Source organism: Cloacibacterium sp. TD35 (genome assembly GCF_028864635.1).
Classification (GTDB): domain Bacteria; phylum Bacteroidota; class Bacteroidia; order Flavobacteriales; family Weeksellaceae; genus Cloacibacterium.
Window position 1 is genome coordinate 2,320,829 of sequence record NZ_CP104850.1, and the last position, 21,905, is coordinate 2,342,733.

24 protein-coding genes are annotated in these 21,905 nt (G+C 33.7%); 9 read left to right on the forward strand and 15 right to left on the reverse strand.

Going from position 1 to position 21,905, the window contains the following annotated elements; translation table 11 throughout:
- Window positions 1-24: 24 nt before the first annotated feature.
- The 8 genes from N7277_RS10725 to N7277_RS10760 form a co-directional block, all read right to left on the reverse strand.
- Window positions 25-669 (reverse strand): porin family protein, encoded by a 645-nt coding sequence (locus tag N7277_RS10725; RefSeq protein ID WP_274779537.1) that lies wholly within the window; start codon window positions 667-669, stop codon window positions 25-27.
- 77 nt (window positions 670-746) lie between these two features.
- Window positions 747-1,619, reverse strand: coding sequence for a succinate--CoA ligase subunit alpha (gene sucD, locus N7277_RS10730; RefSeq protein ID WP_069798080.1), 873 nt, complete (start codon window positions 1,617-1,619; stop codon window positions 747-749).
- 59 nt (window positions 1,620-1,678) lie between these two features.
- Window positions 1,679-2,581, reverse strand: coding sequence for a UDP-3-O-(3-hydroxymyristoyl)glucosamine N-acyltransferase (locus N7277_RS10735; RefSeq protein WP_274779538.1), 903 nt, complete (start codon window positions 2,579-2,581; stop codon window positions 1,679-1,681).
- Between the two features lie 73 nt (window positions 2,582-2,654).
- On the reverse strand, window positions 2,655-3,218 hold the full coding sequence (gene efp, locus N7277_RS10740) for an elongation factor P (RefSeq protein ID WP_274779539.1): 564 nt from the start codon (window positions 3,216-3,218) through the stop codon (window positions 2,655-2,657).
- A 26-nt stretch (window positions 3,219-3,244) separates the two neighbouring features.
- Window positions 3,245-4,033, reverse strand: a complete 789-nt coding sequence (lpxA, locus tag N7277_RS10745; RefSeq protein WP_069798086.1) for an acyl-ACP--UDP-N-acetylglucosamine O-acyltransferase — start codon at window positions 4,031-4,033, stop codon at window positions 3,245-3,247.
- Complete coding sequence (locus N7277_RS10750) at window positions 4,030-5,430, reverse strand: bifunctional UDP-3-O-[3-hydroxymyristoyl] N-acetylglucosamine deacetylase/3-hydroxyacyl-ACP dehydratase (protein WP_274779540.1); 1,401 nt, start codon at window positions 5,428-5,430, stop codon at window positions 4,030-4,032. Before N7277_RS10750 ends, lpxA begins: the two co-directional genes overlap by 4 nt.
- Window positions 5,423-6,457, reverse strand: coding sequence for a UDP-3-O-(3-hydroxymyristoyl)glucosamine N-acyltransferase (lpxD, locus tag N7277_RS10755; RefSeq protein ID WP_274779541.1), 1,035 nt, complete (start codon window positions 6,455-6,457; stop codon window positions 5,423-5,425). Before lpxD ends, N7277_RS10750 begins: the two co-directional genes overlap by 8 nt.
- Before the next feature lie 58 nt (window positions 6,458-6,515).
- Window positions 6,516-7,730, reverse strand: coding sequence for an HD domain-containing protein (locus tag N7277_RS10760; protein ID WP_274779542.1), 1,215 nt, complete (start codon window positions 7,728-7,730; stop codon window positions 6,516-6,518).
- 186 nt (window positions 7,731-7,916) lie between these two features.
- Between N7277_RS10760 and porX the strand changes: the two genes are divergently transcribed.
- The 8 genes from porX to N7277_RS10800 all read left to right on the forward strand — a co-directional run bounded on the left by porX (window position 7,917) and on the right by N7277_RS10800 (window position 14,817).
- Complete coding sequence (gene porX / locus N7277_RS10765) at window positions 7,917-9,458, forward strand: T9SS response regulator signal transducer PorX (RefSeq protein WP_274779543.1); 1,542 nt, start codon at window positions 7,917-7,919, stop codon at window positions 9,456-9,458.
- Window positions 9,459-9,553: 95 nt separating this feature from the next.
- Window positions 9,554-10,684 (forward strand): hypothetical protein, encoded by a 1,131-nt coding sequence (locus N7277_RS10770; protein ID WP_274779544.1) that lies wholly within the window; start codon window positions 9,554-9,556, stop codon window positions 10,682-10,684.
- Between the two features lie 112 nt (window positions 10,685-10,796).
- Entirely contained in the window at window positions 10,797-11,210 is a 414-nt protein-coding gene (gene tsaE / locus N7277_RS10775) for a tRNA (adenosine(37)-N6)-threonylcarbamoyltransferase complex ATPase subunit type 1 TsaE (protein WP_274779545.1), read from the forward strand.
- Window positions 11,211-11,293: 83 nt separating this feature from the next.
- Complete coding sequence (locus N7277_RS10780; protein WP_274779546.1) at window positions 11,294-12,484, forward strand: alanine dehydrogenase; 1,191 nt, start codon at window positions 11,294-11,296, stop codon at window positions 12,482-12,484.
- A gap of 30 nt (window positions 12,485-12,514) precedes the next feature.
- Entirely contained in the window at window positions 12,515-12,886 is a 372-nt protein-coding gene (locus N7277_RS10785; RefSeq protein WP_274779547.1) for a hypothetical protein, read from the forward strand.
- Between the two features lie 6 nt (window positions 12,887-12,892).
- Window positions 12,893-13,129, forward strand: coding sequence for a hypothetical protein (locus tag N7277_RS10790; RefSeq protein WP_274779548.1), 237 nt, complete (start codon window positions 12,893-12,895; stop codon window positions 13,127-13,129).
- 14 nt (window positions 13,130-13,143) lie between these two features.
- A complete protein-coding gene (locus N7277_RS10795) occupies window positions 13,144-13,986 on the forward strand; it encodes a prephenate dehydrogenase (protein WP_274779549.1) in 843 nt (280 codons plus the stop codon).
- 6 nt (window positions 13,987-13,992) lie between these two features.
- Window positions 13,993-14,817: an alpha/beta hydrolase gene (locus tag N7277_RS10800; RefSeq protein WP_274779550.1), complete on the forward strand. Its 825-nt coding sequence runs from the start codon at window positions 13,993-13,995 to the stop codon at window positions 14,815-14,817.
- Between the two features lie 144 nt (window positions 14,818-14,961).
- Here N7277_RS10800 and purE read toward each other — a convergent pair whose 3' ends face one another.
- Window positions 14,962-15,462 (reverse strand): 5-(carboxyamino)imidazole ribonucleotide mutase, encoded by a 501-nt coding sequence (gene purE, locus N7277_RS10805; RefSeq protein WP_213189599.1) that lies wholly within the window; start codon window positions 15,460-15,462, stop codon window positions 14,962-14,964.
- Window positions 15,463-15,552: 90 nt separating this feature from the next.
- On the opposite strand from purE, the gene N7277_RS10810 reads away from it, so the two are divergent.
- Complete coding sequence (locus tag N7277_RS10810) at window positions 15,553-16,458, forward strand: DMT family transporter (RefSeq protein WP_274779551.1); 906 nt, start codon at window positions 15,553-15,555, stop codon at window positions 16,456-16,458.
- An 8-nt stretch (window positions 16,459-16,466) separates the two neighbouring features.
- Here the strand turns inward: N7277_RS10810 and N7277_RS10815 are convergent, their stop codons facing one another.
- The 6 genes from N7277_RS10815 to N7277_RS10840 form a co-directional block, all read right to left on the reverse strand.
- Window positions 16,467-17,573: a 5-(carboxyamino)imidazole ribonucleotide synthase gene (locus N7277_RS10815; RefSeq protein ID WP_274779552.1), complete on the reverse strand. Its 1,107-nt coding sequence runs from the start codon at window positions 17,571-17,573 to the stop codon at window positions 16,467-16,469.
- A gap of 92 nt (window positions 17,574-17,665) precedes the next feature.
- Entirely contained in the window at window positions 17,666-18,100 is a 435-nt protein-coding gene (locus N7277_RS10820) for a nuclear transport factor 2 family protein (RefSeq protein ID WP_274779553.1), read from the reverse strand.
- Between the two features lie 39 nt (window positions 18,101-18,139).
- Window positions 18,140-18,517 (reverse strand): SMU1112c/YaeR family gloxylase I-like metalloprotein, encoded by a 378-nt coding sequence (gloA2, locus tag N7277_RS10825; protein WP_274779554.1) that lies wholly within the window; start codon window positions 18,515-18,517, stop codon window positions 18,140-18,142.
- 7 nt (window positions 18,518-18,524) lie between these two features.
- Entirely contained in the window at window positions 18,525-19,553 is a 1,029-nt protein-coding gene (locus N7277_RS10830) for an LLM class flavin-dependent oxidoreductase (protein WP_274779555.1), read from the reverse strand.
- A 144-nt stretch (window positions 19,554-19,697) separates the two neighbouring features.
- Complete coding sequence (locus tag N7277_RS10835) at window positions 19,698-20,744, reverse strand: diphosphomevalonate/mevalonate 3,5-bisphosphate decarboxylase family protein (RefSeq protein ID WP_274779556.1); 1,047 nt, start codon at window positions 20,742-20,744, stop codon at window positions 19,698-19,700.
- Window positions 20,745-20,832: 88 nt separating this feature from the next.
- A complete protein-coding gene (locus tag N7277_RS10840; protein ID WP_274779557.1) occupies window positions 20,833-21,837 on the reverse strand; it encodes an NAD-dependent epimerase/dehydratase family protein in 1,005 nt (334 codons plus the stop codon).
- Window positions 21,838-21,905 lie beyond the last annotated feature (68 nt).

Below are 21,905 nucleotides of genomic sequence, written 5' to 3' on the forward strand. Positions count from 1 at the left end.
TTTAATATTCTAAATCTTTTATTATTAATCAAAAATATAGGTAATTCCTGCACTTAAAACGTGTTGTCTTTTCGTAGAATTGGTCGTGCCATCTTGAGGCTCTTTCCCAGTTAAATCAGGCAAACTATTGCTTACCCCAAAATCAAATCTTCCTACGATTTCTAATTTTCTTTTGTAGCTAAATCCCAATCCTGCTGAAATTGCCAAATCAAAAGTTGCAGATTTTCCGTATTGTTCTACGCTGTAGATAGGTTTAGAAGGATTCTCTACTTTTTGACTCAATAAAAAACCAAATCTAGGCCCTAATTGCCCAAAAAATTCTGACTCTGCTTCAGAGAAATAGGCTTTAAAATAAACAGGAACACTCAAATAATTATTAGCGTAAACCGTTTCTCCAGCACCCTTTTCACCAGCACTTAAATATTCTACTTGTGGCTGTAAATAAAACATATCATCACCACCAATCGGAATTAAAGCTAATGCACCACCATAAAAAGAAAACCTTTCAGAAGAAGGATTATGTGCATTTTGAACTCTAGAATAAGTAGGACCCGCAAGAATACCAAATCTGGTAGAAGAAAAATCTATCTGCGAGAAAATAGGAGTAAAAATAAAGCCTGCAGAAATAATAAATAATTTCTGAAGCCAAAGATTTGCATTTGTTTTCATTGTGTTTTTATTTAAATAAAAACTTCATAATAAAAGTTATTATGAAGTTTTAATATTTGTAATATCAAAGATAATAATTATCCTAATACTTTAGCAATAGTTTTACCGATATCAGCTGGAGAAGCTACTACGTTGATTCCGCATTCTTCCATGATTTGCATTTTCGCTTGAGCTGTATCTTCTGCACCACCTACGATTGCACCTGCGTGACCCATAGTTCTGCCTTTAGGAGCCGTTTGACCAGCGATGAAACCTACTACTGGTTTTTTAGAACCAGAATCTCTATACCATCTTGCAGCTTCAGCTTCTAGAGAACCACCAATTTCGCCAATCATTACTACTGCATCAGTTTCTGGGTCATTGATAAACAATTCTAAAGCTTCTTTGGTAGTAGTTCCGATGATTGGGTCACCACCAATACCAATTGCTGTAGAAACCCCGAAACCTGCTCTTACTACTTGGTCTGCAGCTTCGTAAGTTAATGTACCAGATTTAGAAACAATACCTACTCTACCTTTTTTGAAAACGAAACCTGGCATAATACCGATTTTAGCTTCGTCTGAAGTAATGATTCCTGGGCAGTTAGGACCGATTAATCTAGCACCTTTGTCTTTAATATATTCTTTTACTTTTACCATATCAGCTACTGGAATGCCTTCTGTAATACAAACGATTACTTTAATTCCAGCTTCTGCAGCTTCCATTACAGCATCTGCAGCAAATGCAGGTGGTACAAAAATAATAGAAACATTAGCTCCTGCTTTAGCAACTGCGTCTGCAACGGTATTAAAAACTGGCTTACCAAGATGTTCTGTTCCTCCTTTTCCTGGGGTTACACCACCAACTACGTTGGTTCCGTATTCAATCATTTGAGTTGCGTGGAAAGTTCCTTCGTTTCCTGTAAATCCTTGTACGATTACCTTTGAATCTTTATTTACTAATACTGACATGATTTATTTTTTAATTTTTGTAAAAATACTATTTTTATGATTTCACACAAAGTAAAGACTTATAAATTTTTTAATTTAACCTCTTTTTTTAGATATTCTCTAAATTCTTCGGCTAAGCTACCGAAATAAGTTTTGCCTCCTTCTAAATCTCTGTTCACTCCAGTTTTACCTAGAAGTACCGCTCCTTTTCCTACTCTTTTGCCGGAAGCCATACCTACTTGCCCCCAAACTTGTACATCATCTTCTATGATGCAACAACCTGCAATCATAGCTCCAGAAGCTACTAAAGTTCTTTCGCCAAGTACAGTATCGTGACCTATTTGGATTAAATTATCGAGCTTAGAGCCTTTTTTAATAATGGTAGAATCCGTTACACCACGGTCTATACAGCAATTTGCCCCAATTTCTACTTCATCTTCTAAAATCACATTTCCTACGGAAAGCATTTTTCTATAACCTTCAGCATTTTTGTTGTAATAGAAAGCATCGCCGCCTAAAACTGTTCCTGCCTGAATAATACAATTATTGCCAATGACAGTTCTGTCACCAATAACGACATTTGGGAAAATCATACAATTATCCCCTATCTTGACATCATTCCCGATAATTACAGAAGGATGAATTTTACAATTTTCACCAATGGAAACATTGTTTCCTGTGGTTTCAAAAGTTTGAATGCCGGTAAAGTGGTCGTTGATTATATTAAAGTCTCTGAAGGGATCATTAGAAACCAAAAGTGCTTTTCCTTCTGGACAAGCTACTTCTTTGTCTATCAAAATAATGGTGGCTTTGGAATGAAGCGCTTTGTCATAATATTTAGGATGATTGACAAAGACAATTTCTCCTTTTTTTACGCGATGAATTTCATTGGTTCCAAAAATTTGAAAATTTTCGTCACCTACATATTTCGCACCGATGAGTTCGGCTATGGTTTTAAGAGTCTGTGGAGATTTGAAAGTCATATTTTTGTAGGATGTAGGATGATGGATGCTGGAAGAATAACATCAAACATCCAGCTTCCGACATCCATCTAATTTATTTTACTCTTTCTAGGTAAGAACCGTCTTCTGTGTTTACTTTAATTTTATCACCAGCTTCTATGAAAAGTGGAACTAAAACTCTAGCACCTGTTTCTACAACTGCGTTTTTTAGTGCGTTTGTAGCTGTGTTTCCTTTTACACCTGGATCTGCTTCTACTACTTCTAAGTAAACAGTTGGTGGGATTTCAGCAGAAAGTGGCGTTTCATCTGCTTCTTTCATGATGATGGTTACTTCTTCACCAGCTTTCATGAATTGAGCGTTTTCAATCATTTCTTTGTTCAAATACATTTGAGAAAAATCTTCGTTATTCATGAAATGGAAACCATTTTCGTCATCATATAAGTATTGAAATTTACGAGTAATTACTTTTACTTCGTCTATTTTATGACCTGCAGAAAAAGTATTATCAATTACTTTCCCATTGGTTACAGATTTAAGTTTAGTTCTTACGAAAGCAGGACCTTTTCCTGGTTTTACGTGTAAAAATTCGATTACTTTATAAATGTCATTGCTGAATTCTATACAAAGACCTTTTTTAATATCATTACTTGTTGCCATTAATATTTATTATTTAAAATATGTTTTTATTCTTTTCCTGTTCCGTAACCTTTTACAATTCCACGAGGTGAATTTTTGATAAATTCTAAAATCTCGTCTCTTTCTTCCGTAGGTGGCATTTCGTTTTCGATGAATCTTGTAGCCTGAGAAACATTCATTTTAGATTGAAAAAGATATTTGTAGATTTTTTGAATTTCGAAAATTCTATCATTACTGAAACCTCTTCTTCTTAATCCTACAGAATTAATTCCTGCATAAGACATAGGTTCTCTAGCCACTTTTACATAAGGTGGAATATCTTTTCTTACGAGTGTTCCTCCAGAAATCATCACATGTTTACCGATTTTACCAAACTGATGCACCGCAGAAAGCCCTCCCATTACGGTGAAATCTCCTATTTCTACGTGTCCTGCAATTCCGCAACCGTTTACAATGATTACATGATTTCCTAAAACACAGTCGTGAGCAATGTGAGAAGTAGCCATAATAAGGCAATCATTCCCTACTTTGGTATAGCCTAATGCTTTAGTTCCTCTGTTGACGGTTACACATTCTCTGATGGTAGTATTGTCTCCAATAATGGTCAATGTTTGTTCCCCATCAAATTTTAAATCTTGAGGAATCGCAGAAATTACCGTACCTGGAAAAATTCTACAATTTTTACCAATTCTTGCACCATCCATAATGGTAACATTCGGTCCAATCCAAGTTCCTTCTCCTATTTCTACATCTGCAGCAATGGTGGTAAAAGGTTCTATGGTAACATCTTTGCCAATTTTGGCACGTCTGTCTACAGCGGCTAATTGATGAATCATGAGTCTAATTTAGTTTTAGCAACTTGAGCCATCAATTCTGCTTCTACTACTACGCTGTCTCCTACGTAGCCGTAACCTTGCATATGAACAATGCCTCTTCTTATAGGTTCTATTAGTTCTATTTTAAAGATAAGAGTGTCTCCTGGAATTACTTTTTTCTTGAACTTTACCTTATCTATTTTCACAAAATAAGTGGAATAATTTTCTGGGTCTGGAACATTTGCCAATACTAAAATACCCCCAGCTTGAGCCATAGCTTCAATTTGTAAAACACCAGGCATCACTGGTTCTTTAGGGAAATGACCTACAAAGAAAGGTTCATTCATCGAAACATTTTTAAGACCTACTACATGAGAATCTGATAACTCTAAAATCTTATCAATCAACAAAAAAGGTGGTCTATGTGGTAAAAGTCGCATAATCCCATTAATATCAAAAACAGGTTCTGCTTTTAAATCAAAATCTGGCACGTTTTTCTTTTTTTGTAATTTCCACTGTCTGTTTAGTTTTTTCGCAAATTGTGTATTCACGAAATGCCCAGGTTTAGTAGCAATTACTTTTCCTTTAATTTTTACACCTGTTAAAGCTAAATCACCGATTACATCTAGCAATTTATGACGTGCAGCTTCATTAGGATAATTAAGGGTAAGGTTATCTAAAATACCATTTGGTCTTATAGTTACTTCCTCTTTTCCGAAAGCTTTTTTAAGCTTTTCTGCAGTTTCTGGAGTTAATTCTTTGTCTACATAAACGATGGCGTTAGAAATATCACCACCTTTAATAAGACCACTATCTAAAAGCATTTCTAATTCGTGCAAGAAACTGAAAGTTCTCGCCGAAGAAATTTCTTTTTTGAAATCTGTAATATTTTTAAGAGAAGCATTCTGAGTTCCTAAAATTTTAGTCCCGAAATCTACCATTGTAGTAATTTCGTAATTTTCAGAAGGAATGATGGTAATTTCTGAACCTGTATTAGGGTCTACATAATTCATCACTTCTTTGATGACTAGATATTCTCTGTTTTGCTCTTGTTCTATCACTCCAGCTTCTTCTATTGCTTCTACGAAAAATTTAGAAGAACCATCCATAATTGGTGGTTCTGCACTGTTCATTTCTAAGATAGCATTATCAATATCCATTCCTACTAGAGCAGCTAGTAAATGCTCACAAGTATGGATTTTAACACCTAATTTTTCTAACGTAGTACCTCTTTCTGTAGTCGTTACATAATTTACATCTGCTTCTACTTGAGGATTACCTTCTAAATCTGTTCTTACAAATACAAAACCTGTATTTTCTTTAGCAGGTTTCATAGTAAGGTTTACTTGTCTTCCTGTATGAAGTCCAATCCCAGAAAGTGATACTTCTTTACCTAAAGTCTTCTGTTTTTCACTCATTAGTATTTTCTTTTGAGTTTTTTTCTAGATTATTTATTCGTTCAACAATTTCAGGGAATTTTCTGAAAAGCACATAGCTTCTTCTGTAATCACCAGCGTTGAAAGCAGGTGTTCCGAAGAGTGTTTCGCCGTCTTGTACATCTCTATTTATTCCGCTCTGAGCTTGTACTCTAATCTGGTTACCTATTTTGAGATGACCGGCTACACCAGTTTGGCCGCCAATCATATTCCAATCTCCAATAACGGTAGAACCAGCAATACCAGCTTGTGCTGCGATAACGTTATTTTTACCAATTTTCACGTTATGAGCAATCTGAATCAGATTATCTATTTTAGTTCCTTCGCCAATAACAGTAGAACCAATAGTTCCTCTGTCTATACTACAATTAGAACCTATTTCTACATTATTTTCTATGACTACATTCCCTAATTGTGGAATTTTTTGATAGCCATCTTTCGTAGGCTGAAAACCGAAACCGTCACTTCCTACCACTGTATTAGAATGAATAATGCAATTATCACCAACCACACAGTAATCATAAATCCTAGCACCGCTGTAAATAATAGAGTTTTCGCCAATTTTTACATTTTTTCCGATGTAAACTTGAGGGAAAATCTGTGTTCCGTTACCGATTTTTGATTTATCTGAGATATAAGAATGTGCTCCGATGTAGACATTCTCGCCTATGGTAGCGCTGTCTGCAATGGTAGAAGGCTGTTCAATTCCTGATTTTTTTTCTTCTCTCATCTGTTGATAGAGATTCATTAAAACCTGAAAAGCCAAATAAGCGTCTTCTACTATAATGAGCGTAGGTTTATAGTTTTCTTCTTTAACAAATTTTTCAGAAACAATAATAACAGAGGCTTCTGAAAGTGAAATAAATTCTGCAAATTTTTCTTGAGAAACAAAAGAGAGTTGACCATTTTGCGCATTCTCTATGGGCGAAACACCTGTAATTGAGGCATTTTCGTCTCCCAAGATTCTTCCATTGATAAAACTTGCAATTTGAGCTGCAGTAAATTCCATATCGTGCAAAGATACGAAAATCTTATTACACTCATACAATTTTTAGTATTTTGAAAACTTAAATTTCTCTCGGGAAAAACAGAATGTTTTTGGTGGTTGGCTGATTGATATGCGCCGATAGAATTTGAGTTTCTGCGTCTTCCAACTTTATCTTTCTTCCGTCTCTTTTTAGCAAAAAAATCGGTTGTTTTTGGTTATCATAAGGCAGCAAAGTTCTGCTGATTTGTTCCACCAATTGATCCCCATTTTCGATGCCAAATTTCTGATTAGCTCTTTCTATTTTTTCTAAAATTTCTGATTCTTCAAATTTTTGAGAAGAAAAAACAGTTTTTGGGAATTTTCTCTGAACCACCGCTTTACAAAAATAACTCAACACGAAATCATCAGCATTTTGCCAAGTTTTTATAGCGCTCAGCACATCCGTATCATCCAATTGTGTAAAACGATTCACATCTTCTTCTGTCGCTTTTTCGAAATCAGTTTTGTACAAGAAATATTTCAAATTTCCGTAAGCTTCCACTGGTTTTCCTTCGGAAATAAGCTGTTTTGCTCTGCTCAAAATTTTAACTAATAGATGTTCCGCCAAAGCCGAAGTTTTATGATAATAGACTTGCCAATACATAAACATTCTTGCCGTAAGGAAATTTTCAATAGAATAAACACCTTTTTCATCAATCAGAAGTTCATCATCTTTTACATTCATCATCGAAATAATTCTCTGCGTATTCACACTTCCTTCTGAAACTCCCGTAAAGAAACTGTCACGCTTCAAATAATCTAACCTATCGACATCTAACTGTGAAGTAATCAATTGGTTAAAGAATTTTCGATGGTATTTTCCTTGGAACATTTCCAGCGCCAAGCCTAACTCTCCATTAAACTCATCATTCAATTTTTTCATCAATAAAATCGAGAGTTTCTCGTGATGCCAATCTTCCATCAAGAGACTTTCTAAAGCATGAGAATACGGACCATGACCTACATCGTGTAATAAAATGGCTAGAAGCGCCGCTTTTTCTTCTTCGTCTGAAATTTTTACACCTTTCAGTTTCAATGTTTCAAGCGCTGTAAACATCAAGTGCATTGCGCCTAAAGCATGATGAAATCTGGTATGAGTCGCTCCCGGAAAAACCAAACTCAACAATCCTGTCTGAGAAATTCTGCGCAATCTCTGAAAATAACGATGCTCTAACACATCATACAAAATTTCGTAAGGAATTTTTATAAAACCATGAACTGGGTCATTGATAATTTTGAGTTTATTGGTGCTCATTTGAATAGATAAATGATAATTGATAAATGATTTTTCAAATTTACGGAAATTTAGTTTAACAGATTTTTAACCATTTTCAAATTATTTTATACAATATTTAAGACAGTTTTGGCGTATTTTTGGGAGAGATAATTTTAAAGCTAGAAGTTACAACCTCTATCTTTACCTTAACCTAAAAAATAATTTATGTCAAAAATAATATGGATTGATGATGAAGTAGATTTACTCAAACCTCATATCGTTTTTCTAGAAAACAAAGGCTATACCGTAACTCCTGTAAATAACGTGAACGAAGCACTAGAATTGATAGAAAACGAAAAATTTCAATTGGCGCTTTTAGACGAAAACATGCCCGGAATTTCTGGTCTGGAAGCCATTCCTATGCTCAAAAATATAGATTCTTCTATAAAAATAGTGATGGTGACCAAAAACGAAGAAGAACACATCATGGAACAAGCCATCGGTTCTCAGATTTCTGATTATATTCTAAAACCGGTAAATCCTAATCAGGTTTTGCTTTCGCTGAAGAAAAATCTTCAAGAAGACGATTTGGTAGAACAAAAAACCAAATTAGAGTACCAGCAAGGTTTTCGTAATCTTTCGATGGAACTCAGCTATGTAAACACTTATCAAGAATGGGCAGAATATTATAAGAAAATATTGAATTGGGAAATCAAATTCGATAAAGTTTTTGACAATGAGTTTGCAGATTTATTACAATCTCAAAAAGAAGAAGCCAACATTCAGTTTTCTAAATTTATAGAAAAAAATTACGAAGAATGGCTTCACAGCAACGAAAAACCGATTATGTCTCACACCGCTTTTAAGGAAAAAGTAAAACCCATTTTAGAAAAAGACAAAATTTTACTTCTGATGGTTGATAATTTGAGATATGACCAATGGAAAGTGATAGAACCGCTTTTCGCAAGGTTTTACAACAAGGTTTCAGAAGACGAATATTTCAGCATTTTACCTACTGCAACTCAATACGCCAGAAATTCATTTTTCGCAGGTTTAATGCCTTCGGAAATTGAAAAGCGTTTTCCAGACAAATGGTTTAATGATAATGAAGAAGGCAATAAAAATGAGCACGAACGCGAATTTTTAGAAGACCAAATGAAAAGAATTGGACTACAAAACAAGTCCATGAAATATTTGAAAGTTCTGAATGCAGATTTTGAACGCAAGATTTTAGATGATTTTAACCAACATAAAAACAATGATTTATTGGTGATTGTCTATAATTTTATCGATATTCTTTCGCATGCTAAAACAGACAATCATATTGTAGACCAATTAATTAGAGATGATAAAACCTTCAGAAGTCTCACTGTAAATTGGTTTGAAAATTCTTCTATCTTAAAAATTATTAAACTCGCAGCGGAACAAGGTTTCAAACTCGTAATTACCACAGACCACGGAATGGTTTATGTAAAAAAACCTTCTCAGGTAGTTGGCGATAGAGAAACCAGCACCAATATCCGTTATAAAACAGGAAAATCTCTCACTTATGACGAAAAAGATGTTTGGGCAATTACTAATCCAGAGAAATTATTTTTACCCAAAGGAAATCTCAGCAGTAAATATATTTTCGCGAAAAACAACATCTTTTTAGCGTACCCAAAAAATTACAACCACTTTGTCAATTACTACAAAGACACCTATCAACATGGCGGAATTTCACTAGAAGAAATCATTATACCTATCAGTATTTTAGAACCTAAGTAGTTTTTCATAGTTTATTTATACTTAGGCATGGAGCGGAAAAAATCAATTGATTTTTTCCGCTTTTTATTTATATTTGCCCTCGAAAAAAACTAATCATGAGAACAATTTTATTTACTTTATTTATTTTATTACCGCTATCTATTTTTGGTCAATCATTCAAGCCTGGAAAAATCACCTACACCAATGGTAAAACAATTTCTGGACTAATAGAATATAACACTCCTCTTTACACTCCTCAATCTTTTAATTTTAAGGAATCAAAAGATGGAAAACTGATTAAAATTTATACAAATGATATAGATAGCATAGTTATTCCAGAATATGCAAAATTTATAAAAAAGGAAATTCAAATTTCTTATCATTCTAATAATTTAGACCAATTAGATACTTTTAAAAAATTCAACCTTATTACGGAAATTAAATTCATAGAAGTATTAACGGAAGGAAAGTACACTCTTTATAAATATGAAGATGATAAAACAGAAATGTTTTATTATTCAGAAGGAGATCAACCAATTAAGCCCCTTCTCTACAAGAAATATTACACAGACGAAATAAATAACTTAGCGGCCGAAGAGAAACTTTATCTTAATGAATTACAAAAAATAAACTGTGCAAATGTTAACTTAAATTTCGTTAAATACACCGTTTCTTCCCTTGAAAACTTCTTTAAAAAGACTAATAATTGTGAAGGGAAAAATAACAACTTTGTGAATGTATTAAAATCTAAAAACAAAAGTTTTCAAAAAAATAAAATCACGGCTTCATATTCATTTTTGAGTGATGAAAACAATGCGAAAGCCTATGAAATAGGATATGAATGGGAAAAATTCTTACCTTTCTACAACTACACTTTCACATTAGGGTTTTCTCCATATTATAGACACTATCAAAATTCAAAAGAGGACACAAACAAAACTAATTACTCTTTAGAATTTCCATTTTTAGTAAAAGTGTATCCATTAAAATCAAAATTTGTTCAGTTTTATGTAGGATATAGTATTTTCAATTTTAGATATTCTCAATTTTCTTACTTAAATTATAACAACAAAGAAACTAAAGACACTAGTTTTACCAGTTTTCAAAACACTTTCTTTGAATCAGGAATAACATTCAACAATTTTGAAGTTTATTCTAAATATTATTTTAATGTAGTATCTCAATATGATTCCAAAAGTTTTTCATTAGGTCTTAAATATAATTTCAAAACCAATAAGAAAAATTAATAAACTAAAATCTCTCAAAATCGAGAGATTTTTCTTTTTTATTAAAAACAACAATCCTTAATTCAAATAATTTTCTACACATTCCGTATTTTTGAAAAAATTTTCAAAAAACATGTATCAAACATTCCACATAGAAAAAATTGAAGACTGGCAACAAGTTGTAGACCAAATCCTACCCCAGTTGAAACACAATATTCTTTTGCTCAAAGGAAACTTAGGTGCGGGCAAAACCACATTTTCTCAATTCTTGATGAAAAATTTAGGAAGCACAGACGAAGTTTCTTCGCCCACTTATGCTATTGTAAACGAATATCATTCACCAAAAGGAAAAGTTTTTCATTTTGACCTTTATCGACTCAAAAAAATAGAAGAAGCCTATGATTTCGGCATTGAAGAATATCTAGACAATGCTTTTCTCTGCATTATAGAATGGCCAGAAATCTACGAAGAAGAATTGGCAGATTTACCTCACCACGAAATGATAATTACCAATCACGGAGATTATAGAGAAATTGTTTTCAACTAAAATTTTCCTTAGAAAGAATCCATGATTTCTAAGGTTTTACCTATCCCATTTTTCGCTATCTTTGTAGATTAAAATTTAAAACAATGAGTTCTACCATATTTACACCTTTTACAGAAGAACAACTCATTCCTAAAGAGGAAAAATTAGAAGTTCTCAAAAAAGGGAAAAAATTTAGCATTGGTATCCCAAAAGAAACCTGTTTACACGAAAAGAGACTGTGTGTTACTCCAGATGCAGTACAAGTTTTGGTAGAACATGGTCATGATATAATTTTAGAAACTGGCGCTGGTGAAGGTTCTTTTTTCACCGATTTACAATTTTCTGAAGCTGGAGCTCAGATTACAACCAGCAAAGCTGAAGTGTACGGACAAGATTTAGTTCTTAAAATCAATCCGCCAACGGAAGAAGAAATGGAATTTTTAAAACCAAATGCTTATTTGGTTTCTGCACTTCAAATCAACTTAAGAGACAAAGATTATTTTAAAAAATTAGCAGAAAAAAAGGTAAACGCCATCGCTTTTGAATTCATTATGGATGAATATCGCCAGTTGTCACTTATCAGATTGATTGGTGAAATAGCAGGTGGAATTTCTATTTTGTACGCTTCAGAATTATTGGCGAAATCAAATGGTTTAATGCTCGGTGGAATTACTGGAGTTCGCCCTACAGAAGTAGTAGTATTAGGAGCTGGAATTGTAGGAGAATTCGCTACCAAAGCTGCCATAGGTCTAGGAGCAAGTGTAAGAGTTTTTGATAATTCTTTATCTAAATTAAGAAGATTACATACGCTTATAGACAGTAGAGTTCCTACTTCAATCATAGACCCAAAAGAATTAAAAAAAGCACTAAGAAGAGCTGATGTAGTGATTGGCGCATTACCTAGACTCAATATGCCTTATGTAGTAACAGAAGACATGGTAAAAGCCATGAAAAAAGGCTCTGTAATTATAGACCTTACAATAGATTACGGTGGCTGTATAGAAACTTCAGAAGTAACCACTCACGAAAACCCAGTGATTAAGAAACACGATATTCTTCACTGTGGATTACCTAATTTATCATCTAGAATGCCTAGAACCACTACGAAAGCTATTTCTAATTTCTTCCTTAGTTACCTCCTGAATTATGACGAAGAAGGTGGTTTCGAGAATATGCTTTTGAAAAGAAACGAAATGAAACAATCACTCTACATGTATAAAGGCAGACATACCAAAAAGGTGATTTGCGACAAATTCGACCTTACTTATCATGACATCAACCTTTTAATTTTTTAAATTTTCAACTTACTTTTTACATCATATTAAATGAGAAAACTGAAATTCTTTTTCATCGGGTTAATTCCAGGATTACTAATTGTATTCTTTATTTTGAACAAAAAAGGGGTAAGTTGTAGCGGCTATCTTCCCAATTCTAGAGTAATTGTCGAAACTTTATCGAAAGATTTCACCTATTCTGAAGCTTTTCAAGCAGAAATGAAAACCTTGAAAATCGACGAAAAATTTCTAAAAGACAGCATTATTACCAAAGGAGAAATTAACTTTGATAAAAGTGATGCACAGAAAAAACCTTGCCCGAGTTATTTACTTACCGCTCCAGAAGAAAATCCTAAGTATGAAATTACTTTTGTAAAATGTAAAGAAAATGCCCATTTCATTAGTCTTAAAAAACTAAAATAACAAAATATGCAAAAGAAAAAATACACAGACTTGAGTGTTCCCCAATTAAAAAAACTACAAAAAGTTTTCTTCGGAATCTTTTTAGGATTAATTATTCTTTGGATTATTGTACTCAGCATGATGTATTACAGCGGAAAATCTTTTGCTACCTTTATAGCTGTAGCAGTGGCTACATTAATTCCCAATTTTATTAATATTCTGAATATTTCTAATCAAATCAAACAAAAGGAAAAAGAACTCTAAAAATTAATTTCAAAATGAAGATTGCTATTATTGGTGTAGGTTTAATTGGTGGTTCTATCGCCCTAAAACTCCGGGAAAAAAATTTCGGAGCAGAATTTATAGGAATTGACAAATCAGAAATTCACCTTCAAGAAGCCCAAGAATTAGGAATTATAGACCGTTTCGAAGATTTTGAAAACGGTATTAAAAACGCAGACCTCATCATTACCGCTATTCCTGTAGATGCTACTGTTAAAATTTTACCACAAGTTCTAGATTTAATTACCGATAAACAAACGGTGATGGATACTGGTTCTACCAAATCTGGAATTGTAGAAGCCATCAAAAATCATCCGAACCGAAAAAGATTTGTAGCATTTCACCCAATGTGGGGAACCGAAAATTCTGGACCTAGAGCCGCTCAGAAAGAAAGTTTCGCGGGAAGAGCAGCCGTAATTTGCGACCGTGAAGATTCTGACCAAGATGCATTAGCATTGGTAGAAAATATTGCCAAAAATCTAGAGATGCACCTGATTTACATGAATGCAGACGCGCATGACATTCACACCGCATATATTTCTCACATTTCACACATCACTTCTTACGCTTTGGCAAACACGGTTTTAGAAAAAGAACGCGAAGAAGATACCATTTTCCAATTGGCGAGTTCTGGTTTTTCAAGTACGGTTCGTTTGGCGAAATCTCATCCAGAAATGTGGGTTCCTATTTTCAAACAAAACAAAGAAAACGTGTTAGACGTTCTTAATGAACACATTACACAGCTCAGAAAATTCAAGTCTGCTCTAGAAAAAGAGAATTTTGAACTTCTGGAAGAACTGATTAAAAACGCCAATAAAATCCGAGGCATCTTAAAATAATTCGTCATGAAAAATTTCTTTCGCTTTCTGTTTATCATCAGTTGTAATTTTTTATGGAGTCAAGAAAGGAAAAGCACTGCGACAGAAAACGTGAAGATTATTTCTGAAAATTTCGACGTTCCTCAACTTAAAACCACACGAAGAATTTGGATTTATTTGCCTAAAGATTACGAAACTTCTCGTAAAAAATATGAAGTAATGTATCTTCAAGATGCCCAAAATCTTTTTGACGATGCTACTTCTTACGCTGGTGAATGGCAAGCAGATGAAATACTGAACAAAATTTTTGAAAAAACCGGAAAATCTGTAATTGTTGTAGGAATAGATAACGGTGGCGAAAAACGAATTGAAGAACTCTCTCCTTTCAAAAATGCAAAATACGGCGGTGGAAATGGCGAAAACTATGTAAAATTTATCGTGGAGACACTGAAACCTTACATTGATAAAAATTACAGAACAAAAACGAACAAAAAACACACTACGATTGGTGGAAGTTCACTCGGAGCGCTGATTTCTGTTTATGCCGCGGTGAAATATCCTGAAACTTTCGGGAAAGTGTTGGCTTTTTCTTCTGCTTTTTGGTTTAATGCTGAAGATTTGAATGCATTTATTACCCATTCTAAAGTCAATTTAAAACATCAGAAATATTACTTTGTCCAAGGAAAACACGAAGATGAAGACATGGAAGCGCAAACCCAACGTGTCATTGAAAACCTGAAATCTAAAAACGTAAAATCTAAAAATATTTTCCTAAAAATAGACGAAGACGGAAAACACAACGAACTCTATTGGCGCAGAGAATTTGAAGGAGCAGTTTTGTGGTTGAAATAATTTATACAATTAAAAAAACTAAATGAAAATGCTAGTCCTGATTGAGCAATTTGTTTGAGCTCTTTTTGTTTTTTCTAAAAAAACAAAAAAGCGAGTTGCAAAAGCAGGTCTGAACGTGAAAAGAAGCAAGAAAACGTCTTGCTCCTAATCGTATGAATTTGGGTGTTCTTTTTTGATTTCTTCGATGGTAGAAAGTACCTTTTCTTTTAAACTTAATTGGTAAATTTCCAATTTTGTAGAAATTTCTTCGTCTGAACTTCCTAAAATTTTAGCGGCTAAAATCCCAGCATTGGTAGCTCCGTTCAAAGCAACAGTCGCTACAGGAATTCCTGAAGGCATCTGCAAAATAGACAATACAGAATCCCAACCATCTATAGAATTAGACGACAAAATAGGTACGCCAATCACGGGCAAAGTAGTACAACTCGCCACCATTCCTGGTAAATGTGCAGCACCTCCTGCTCCTGCAATAATGACTTTCACGCCTCTGTTTTTGGCAGATTTTGCAAAATCAAACATGCGTTCTGGTGTTCTGTGTGCAGAAACCACGGTAAGTTCGTAAGGAATTTCTAAAGATTTTAAAAAATCAGCGGCTTGTTGCATAATTGGCAAATCGCTCTGGCTGCCCATGATAATTGAAACCATTTTACTTTTTTATTAAGATTTCTCAAAGATAAAAATTTTAGGAAAGAAAACCGAGAAAATAGGTATCTTTGCCATATAAATTCTTCTTTTTTGAACTCAAAACTTTTACTAGCTATTTTCACGGTTGCCTTTTTTTGGGGCACTACCTTTTTGGCCATCAAAATTGGGGTAGAAACCGTACCTTCTTGGTTTGTGGCAGGAATTAGACAATTTTTGGCTGCTGTCATCTTATTTCCTGTTCTATTATTCACCAAAAACTTAAAGTGGATTGGTTTTAAAAATTTCAGAATTCAGATTACCCTTTCTGCTTTAATGCTTGTAGGTGCAAACGGACTTACTACTGCTGCAGAAGAACATCTTACCAGTAGTTTAACCTCGTTGATTTCTGCTTTGTCACCTGTTCTCATTTTTATAGCGAGTTTAATTATAGGACTTGAAAAATTCACTAATAAAGCTTTTACAGGTTTATTATTAGGATTTTCTGGGGTAGTTTTTATCTTTTGGGATGGCTTGAAAGATTTAGCCAATCCTAGTTATGTTTTCGGAATTCTGATTTTACTTTTGGGAGTCACCAGTTGGACAATTGGAACCATTTACACTAAAAAATTACAAATAAAAACCGAAAATCTGTTTCTGAATTTATTTTATCAGTTTGCATTTGCTGGTATTGTACAAATTATTTTCGGGTTTGCTTTTTCTAAGGATTATCACTTCAGCGAATGGAGTACCAAAAGTATAATCGCAATAATTTACCTAGCGATTTTTGGTTCTGTAATTACATTTTACGCCTATCATTATTTACTGAAAAATCTATTGGCAACTCAAGTTTCAATGCTTTCTTACGTGAATACCATTATCGGGATTTTCTTAAGCTGGCTGGTTTTGGATGAAAAAATTTCAGCAAAATTTATTATTGCCACTATTTTAATTATCAGTGGGGTTTTCATCATCAATTATCGACCAGATATTTTTAGGAGAAAGAAAAGTCTGAAGTAATTTTTTACTTAAGCAATTACTCTTACCAAAGTTTTAATATGATTCAGTTTTTCTAGTAATTCTTCTCTGGAATTGGCTAAAACATTGATGTGTCCCATTTTTCTACCAGGTTTGGTTTCTGTTTTTCCGTAGAGATGAACATAGGTTTTGGGAAGTTTCAGAACCTCTTCTAAACCTTCATATATTACTTTTCCGCTGTAATTTTGTTCTCCAACTAAATTCAGCATTCCTGAAAACCCAAAAGCATCTGTATCTGCCAAAGGAAGATTTTTCAGAGTTCTGTAAAATTGCTCGAACTGAGAATTAGCGTTTCCTTCTTGCGTTTGATGACCAGAATTGTGCAATCTTGGTGCTGTTTCATTCACCCAAACTTTTCCGTTTTTATCGAGGAATAATTCGATGGCAAAAAGCCCTGCAGAATTAGCTGCATTGATAAATTTTTCGGCAATAGCATCAATTTGAGATTGAACATCTTTTGAAATATCGGCAGGACAAATATTGAAATCCAAAAGGTTCAGTTTTTCATCAGCCACCATTTCTGTTACAGGAAACGTTTTCGTTTCGCCGTTTTCGTTTTTAGCAATGATGATGGAAAGTTCTTTGTCTATATCTACCAAAGACTCTAAAACAGAAGGAGCATCCCAAAGATTTTTCAAATCATTTTCGGCTTTGATGACTTGCACTCCTTTTCCATCGTAACCACCAGTATTCAATTTTTGAACAAAAGGTAAAGCAAATGTAGCTTCTGAAACATTTGAAATTATCTGAAAATCAGGACTTGGAATGTTGTGTTTTTTATAAAACTCTTTTTGTAGAATTTTCTGTTGAATAGTTTTGATGATTTCAGCACTTGGAATCACTTTTTTGCCTTGTTTTTCCAGTTCAAAAAGTGCGTCTACATTCACATGCTCTATTTCTATGGAAATCACGTCTTTATCTTGACCGAAAGCTAAAACATCTTCATAATCATTAAAATTCCCTTGAGAAAAATGTGAAATATAAGCGCAAGAACAATCAGAGTTTGGGTCTAAAACGTGAAATTCATCGTCGTAGTTTAATGCATTTTGTATGAACATTCTTCCTAATTGTCCACCTCCGAGAATACCGATTTTCATTTTTATTGATTTATTTCCCTGCAAAAATATAAATAAGTTTTACACCTAGCAATTTATCATCAAAATAAAAAAAATCGAACTTTCGTCCGATTTTACTTTGTACAATTATCTTTTCTTCTGGTATCAATGATATATTGAATTTTCCATTCGTTATTGATTTTCGCCAGTTGGAAACTGTTTACACCGCAATGCGAAAAATTACCTTTATAATAAAACTGATACGGAACCCAAACCGAAGCCATATTTCCATCAACCAAAATTTTAGAAATGGTGAATCTTTCGTCTAAATCACCTGCTTTAGAAGCGCCAACTTGTTTGGCAAAATCTTCTAACTTATCGGTTCTAATTTCTTGATTTTTCCCAAAAGTCTGCATAATGGCAGAATTAGAAAAAGCGTTTTTCACTCCAAGAGAATCTGCAGATTTCATTGCTTGAAAAAGATTTTCAATAGGTTTTATGATTTCTTTTTCTGATGTATTTTGAGCAAAAGAAAAACTGGAAATCAATAAAAAGAAGATTTTTTTCATATCAAAATTTATAGATAAGTGTTTGAACAATTTAAAAAGTTACATTTCGTAAAATTCTAAAGGCAAATCATCTGGATCGGCAATGAAAAAGAATTTTTTCTCGGTAAATTCATCTATTCTGATTTCTTCACAATTCACTCCTTTTTGCAATAGTTCTGTTCGTTTTTCTTCTACATTTTCTACTGCAAAAGCCAAATGTCTCAACCCACAACTTTCTGGCCTAGAAGGTCTTTTCGGTGGGTTAGAAAAAGAAAATAATTCAATGACATAATCATTACCAATCGCCAAATCTAGCTTGTAAGATTGTCTTTCTTCTCGGTAAATTTCTCTGATGATATTCAACCCTAAAATTTCCGTGTAAAACCTTTTAGAAACCTGATAATCAGAGCAAATAATAGCGATATGATGTATTTTCATGACTTTATTATCTTACTTTTTCCGCAACTTTCGTTCCGAATAATTCTATACTTTTCATCATCACATCGTGATTGGGTGCGCCTACATCCATGTGCGCGATGTATCTGGTTAAACCAAACATTTCTTTCACAGTATTGATTTTTTCGGCTACCTCATCAGAATTCCCAATAAATAGAGCGCCTTCTTTACTTCTGCCTCCTTCATATTGCATTTTGGTGTAAGCAGACCAACCTCTAGAACTGCCGATTCTGCTCATTTGAGCGGCATAGTTTTCAAAATACCCATCAATTACTTTAGAATCTTCGCTGACTAAAGTGTGAGAGTGAATCCCGATTTGCATTTCCTCTGGATTATGACCGTGTCTCAGATATTCTTTTTTGTAAAAATCAATCAAAGGTTTAAACTGTCTTGGCAAACCACCAATAATTGCCACAATTAAAGGCAAACCTAATCTAGCAGCTCTTAACACAGATTCTGGAGTTCCGCCTACTGCAATCCAAACTGGTAATTTTCCGTTGTTCGTCGCTCTAGGATAAACCGTTTGATTTTCCATAGGAGCACGGAGTTTGCCTTTCCAGGTGACATTTTCTTGAGTATTTATTTTAAGTAGTAAATCTAATTTTTCTTCAAAAAGTTCGTGATAATCATCTAAATCATAACCAAAAAGCGGAAAAGATTCAATGAAACTTCCTCTACCTACGCCAATTTCTGCTCTTCCGCCAGAAATTAAATCCAAAGTAGAAAAATCTTGATACACTTTTACGGGTTCTGCTGAACTGAGAACCGTAACGGCGCTCATGAGTTTGATATTTTTAGTGATAGAAGCAGCTGCAGAAAGCACCATTTCTGGAGAAGAAACCACATAATCAGGTCGGTGATGTTCGCCCAAAGCAAATACATCTATTCCTAATTCATCTGCAAGTTTTATTTCCGCTAAAATTTCCTGTAATTTTTGTTGAGGATCAGCAAATTTTCTGGTTTCTTTATCGAAAGCCAAATCGCCAAACATTCCAACTCCTATTTCGAATTTTTTCATTTTCTAAATTTTATTCAAAATTACCATTTCTGAGAAGCGAATGAATTGATGTAAGGTAAGAAATGGCTACTTTTTCTATTGAAAACCGAGTTTATTTTTAAGATTAAAACAAAAAAACGAGCCAAAGCCCGTTTTTATTTTTTTTTAAAATTTCATCACATCTTTTACTACTCCACCTTTTTGAGTATGAGGCAATAATTCTGCAGAGATAAAATCTTTTATAGCTCTTGTACTTTCGTTTTCTGGGAAAAGCAAGTGAACATTTGCACCAGCATCAAGCGTAAAAAATAATGGATGACCTGTTTCTTTGCGGAAATTCCAAAGTTTATTAATGACTTCTAGTGTTCCAGTTTTCATTAAAATAAAAGCCGGTTCGCTCATCATCATCATCGCATGAAGCGTTAATGCTTCGTGTTCTACGAGTGTGATAAATTTTTCAAGATTTCCCGTTTTCAGAATTTCCTTCAGAGGAACAAAATTCTCTCTCGCTTCCTGGAAACGTCTTTCTGCATAAGGATTGGTATTCATCAAACCATGACCAACCGTAGAACTCACCGATTTTTCGCCTTCGTGAATGAGTAAAACCCAATCATTGAAATTCTTAAAAATCGGATGAATTTCCTCATCAGGATATTTCACAGCGTATAAATCAGAACTTCCTTCTACTTCATCCGTTTTCCCCCAAACTACAAGACCGTTATACAAACTTCTGCAAGCACTACCGCTTCCTAATCGCGCTAAAAATGAAGTTTTCTTTACATCAATTTCTGCGTTGGTGAAAACTTTATCCAACTCCATCAAACAACTTGCAATCGCTCCAAAACCAGAAGCAGAGCTTGCAATTCCTGAACTGTGCGGAAATGTATTTTCAGTTTTAATAATGTATTTCCCTTTGAGAATCCAAGGTAAATATTGTTCAATATTTTTGAAATATTTTTCGATTTTTTCCGCAAATTTTAACTCTTCATTTCCTGCTAAAAAAGTTTGCACAGAAAAGGGTTCGTTTGCCAAAAACTCCATTGAAGTTTGAGTGTTGCAATGATTTAAAGTATATGAAATACTAGGATTTGCAGGAATTTGATTGGTGTATTTACCCCAATATTTGATTAAGGCAATGTTTGACGGACAAGTTGCAGAAACAACTTGATTAGATATATTGAAATGTTGATTTCCTAAAAATTGATTTTCCATAATTATTAACGCAATGGCGCAAATTATTTTTTAAATAATGTATTTTTTAACGCGTAAGAAAATCAAAGATTTTCAAACTTCCAGCTTACTACTTCTTTTCTTTTTTATAATTTTCTACATGAAATTTTAAACTTTCTTCCAGTGGAATGAACTGATAATTGAGCTTTTCTTTGATTTTTTTATTTGATATTTTATTGAATTCGGTAACCGATTGCACATTTACTTTATTCGCCATTTTCAGTGGAGAAATAAGCCAACCTAAAATTGAATTTAAGAAAACTCCCGTTTTCAATAAACCATTTGGAATGAGTTTTACTGCTTTTTTTCCTAATTTTTGTTTGATAAAATTGGCAACGTCTTGGTATTTTTTATTTTCAGAAATTAAGATAAATCTTTCTCCAAAAATATTTTTTTCCATCAATTCAATTGAAATCTGAGCCACATCTCGAACATCTACGTAAGAAGTTCCTCCAGAAAATGTATAGGCATTTTCGCCCAATTCCTTGAATAAAGTTCCGCTGCTTTCTTTCCAATTTCCGCTACCGATGATGACTCCCGGATTCACAATCACCGTATTTAAACCTTCTGCTGATGCACGCCAAACTTCCATTTCAGAAAAATGTTTAGAAATAGCATAGGCAGAATGGTCGATTTTCGGATTAAAATCAGAACTTTCGTCTAATTCTCCGTTTTCATTCAATCCATCTAAAACCGCGATGGAACTTACAAAAAGGAATTTCTTCACCGAAGAATTTTGACAAGCAAATAGAAGTTGTTTGGTGCCTTCAATATTAGTTTGATACATTTTTTTTTCATCTTTAGGATGAAAACTCACTTTAGCGGCACAATGATAAACCTCTTCTACTCCATTTAAGGCGTTTTGTAGCGAATGAATATCTTCAAAATCTACTTCTATCCATTCAATTGAATCAAAATATTCATTAGGAGTTTCTGTATAAAATTGAAATGATTTTCTAACCTCCTGCAGATTGCTGGATTTTCTTTTTGTAGCGCGTACTGATTTGCCACGTTTTAGCAGTTCTAAAACGATTACTCTTCCGAGAATTCCTGTTGCACCTGTAACTAATACCATAACTTATGCAAATATAGAAATTTAAAGAATTTTAAGTTTGCAATTTAGATGATAAAGTTTGTTATTTT

What these genes read in the sequence shown, in the direction of transcription:
- N7277_RS10725 (WP_274779537.1), bottom strand. Translation starts at nt 669, where the DNA reads ATGAAAACAAATGCAAATCTTTGGCTTCAGAAATTATTTATTATTTCT.
- sucD (WP_069798080.1), bottom strand. Translation starts at nt 1,619, where the DNA reads ATGTCAGTATTAGTAAATAAAGATTCAAAGGTAATCGTACAAGGATTT.
- N7277_RS10735 (WP_274779538.1), bottom strand. Translation starts at nt 2,581, where the DNA reads ATGACTTTCAAATCTCCACAGACTCTTAAAACCATAGCCGAACTCATC.
- efp (WP_274779539.1), bottom strand. Translation starts at nt 3,218, where the DNA reads ATGGCAACAAGTAATGATATTAAAAAAGGTCTTTGTATAGAATTCAGC.
- lpxA (WP_069798086.1), bottom strand. Translation starts at nt 4,033, where the DNA reads ATGATTCATCAATTAGCCGCTGTAGACAGACGTGCCAAAATTGGCAAA.
- N7277_RS10750 (WP_274779540.1), bottom strand. Translation starts at nt 5,430, where the DNA reads ATGAGTGAAAAACAGAAGACTTTAGGTAAAGAAGTATCACTTTCTGGG.
- lpxD (WP_274779541.1), bottom strand. Translation starts at nt 6,457, where the DNA reads ATGGAATTTACTGCAGCTCAAATTGCAAGTTTTATCAATGGAAGAATC.
- N7277_RS10760 (WP_274779542.1), bottom strand. Translation starts at nt 7,730, where the DNA reads ATGAGCACCAATAAACTCAAAATTATCAATGACCCAGTTCATGGTTTT.
- porX (WP_274779543.1), top strand. Translation starts at nt 7,917, where the DNA reads ATGTCAAAAATAATATGGATTGATGATGAAGTAGATTTACTCAAACCT.
- N7277_RS10770 (WP_274779544.1), top strand. Translation starts at nt 9,554, where the DNA reads ATGAGAACAATTTTATTTACTTTATTTATTTTATTACCGCTATCTATT.
- tsaE (WP_274779545.1), top strand. Translation starts at nt 10,797, where the DNA reads ATGTATCAAACATTCCACATAGAAAAAATTGAAGACTGGCAACAAGTT.
- N7277_RS10780 (WP_274779546.1), top strand. Translation starts at nt 11,294, where the DNA reads ATGAGTTCTACCATATTTACACCTTTTACAGAAGAACAACTCATTCCT.
- N7277_RS10785 (WP_274779547.1), top strand. Translation starts at nt 12,515, where the DNA reads ATGAGAAAACTGAAATTCTTTTTCATCGGGTTAATTCCAGGATTACTA.
- N7277_RS10790 (WP_274779548.1), top strand. Translation starts at nt 12,893, where the DNA reads ATGCAAAAGAAAAAATACACAGACTTGAGTGTTCCCCAATTAAAAAAA.
- N7277_RS10795 (WP_274779549.1), top strand. Translation starts at nt 13,144, where the DNA reads ATGAAGATTGCTATTATTGGTGTAGGTTTAATTGGTGGTTCTATCGCC.
- N7277_RS10800 (WP_274779550.1), top strand. Translation starts at nt 13,993, where the DNA reads ATGAAAAATTTCTTTCGCTTTCTGTTTATCATCAGTTGTAATTTTTTA.
- purE (WP_213189599.1), bottom strand. Translation starts at nt 15,462, where the DNA reads ATGGTTTCAATTATCATGGGCAGCCAGAGCGATTTGCCAATTATGCAA.
- N7277_RS10815 (WP_274779552.1), bottom strand. Translation starts at nt 17,573, where the DNA reads ATGAAAATCGGTATTCTCGGAGGTGGACAATTAGGAAGAATGTTCATA.
- N7277_RS10820 (WP_274779553.1), bottom strand. Translation starts at nt 18,100, where the DNA reads ATGAAAAAAATCTTCTTTTTATTGATTTCCAGTTTTTCTTTTGCTCAA.
- gloA2 (WP_274779554.1), bottom strand. Translation starts at nt 18,517, where the DNA reads ATGAAAATACATCATATCGCTATTATTTGCTCTGATTATCAGGTTTCT.
- N7277_RS10830 (WP_274779555.1), bottom strand. Translation starts at nt 19,553, where the DNA reads ATGAAAAAATTCGAAATAGGAGTTGGAATGTTTGGCGATTTGGCTTTC.
- N7277_RS10835 (WP_274779556.1), bottom strand. Translation starts at nt 20,744, where the DNA reads ATGGAAAATCAATTTTTAGGAAATCAACATTTCAATATATCTAATCAA.
- N7277_RS10840 (WP_274779557.1), bottom strand. Translation starts at nt 21,837, where the DNA reads ATGGTATTAGTTACAGGTGCAACAGGAATTCTCGGAAGAGTAATCGTT.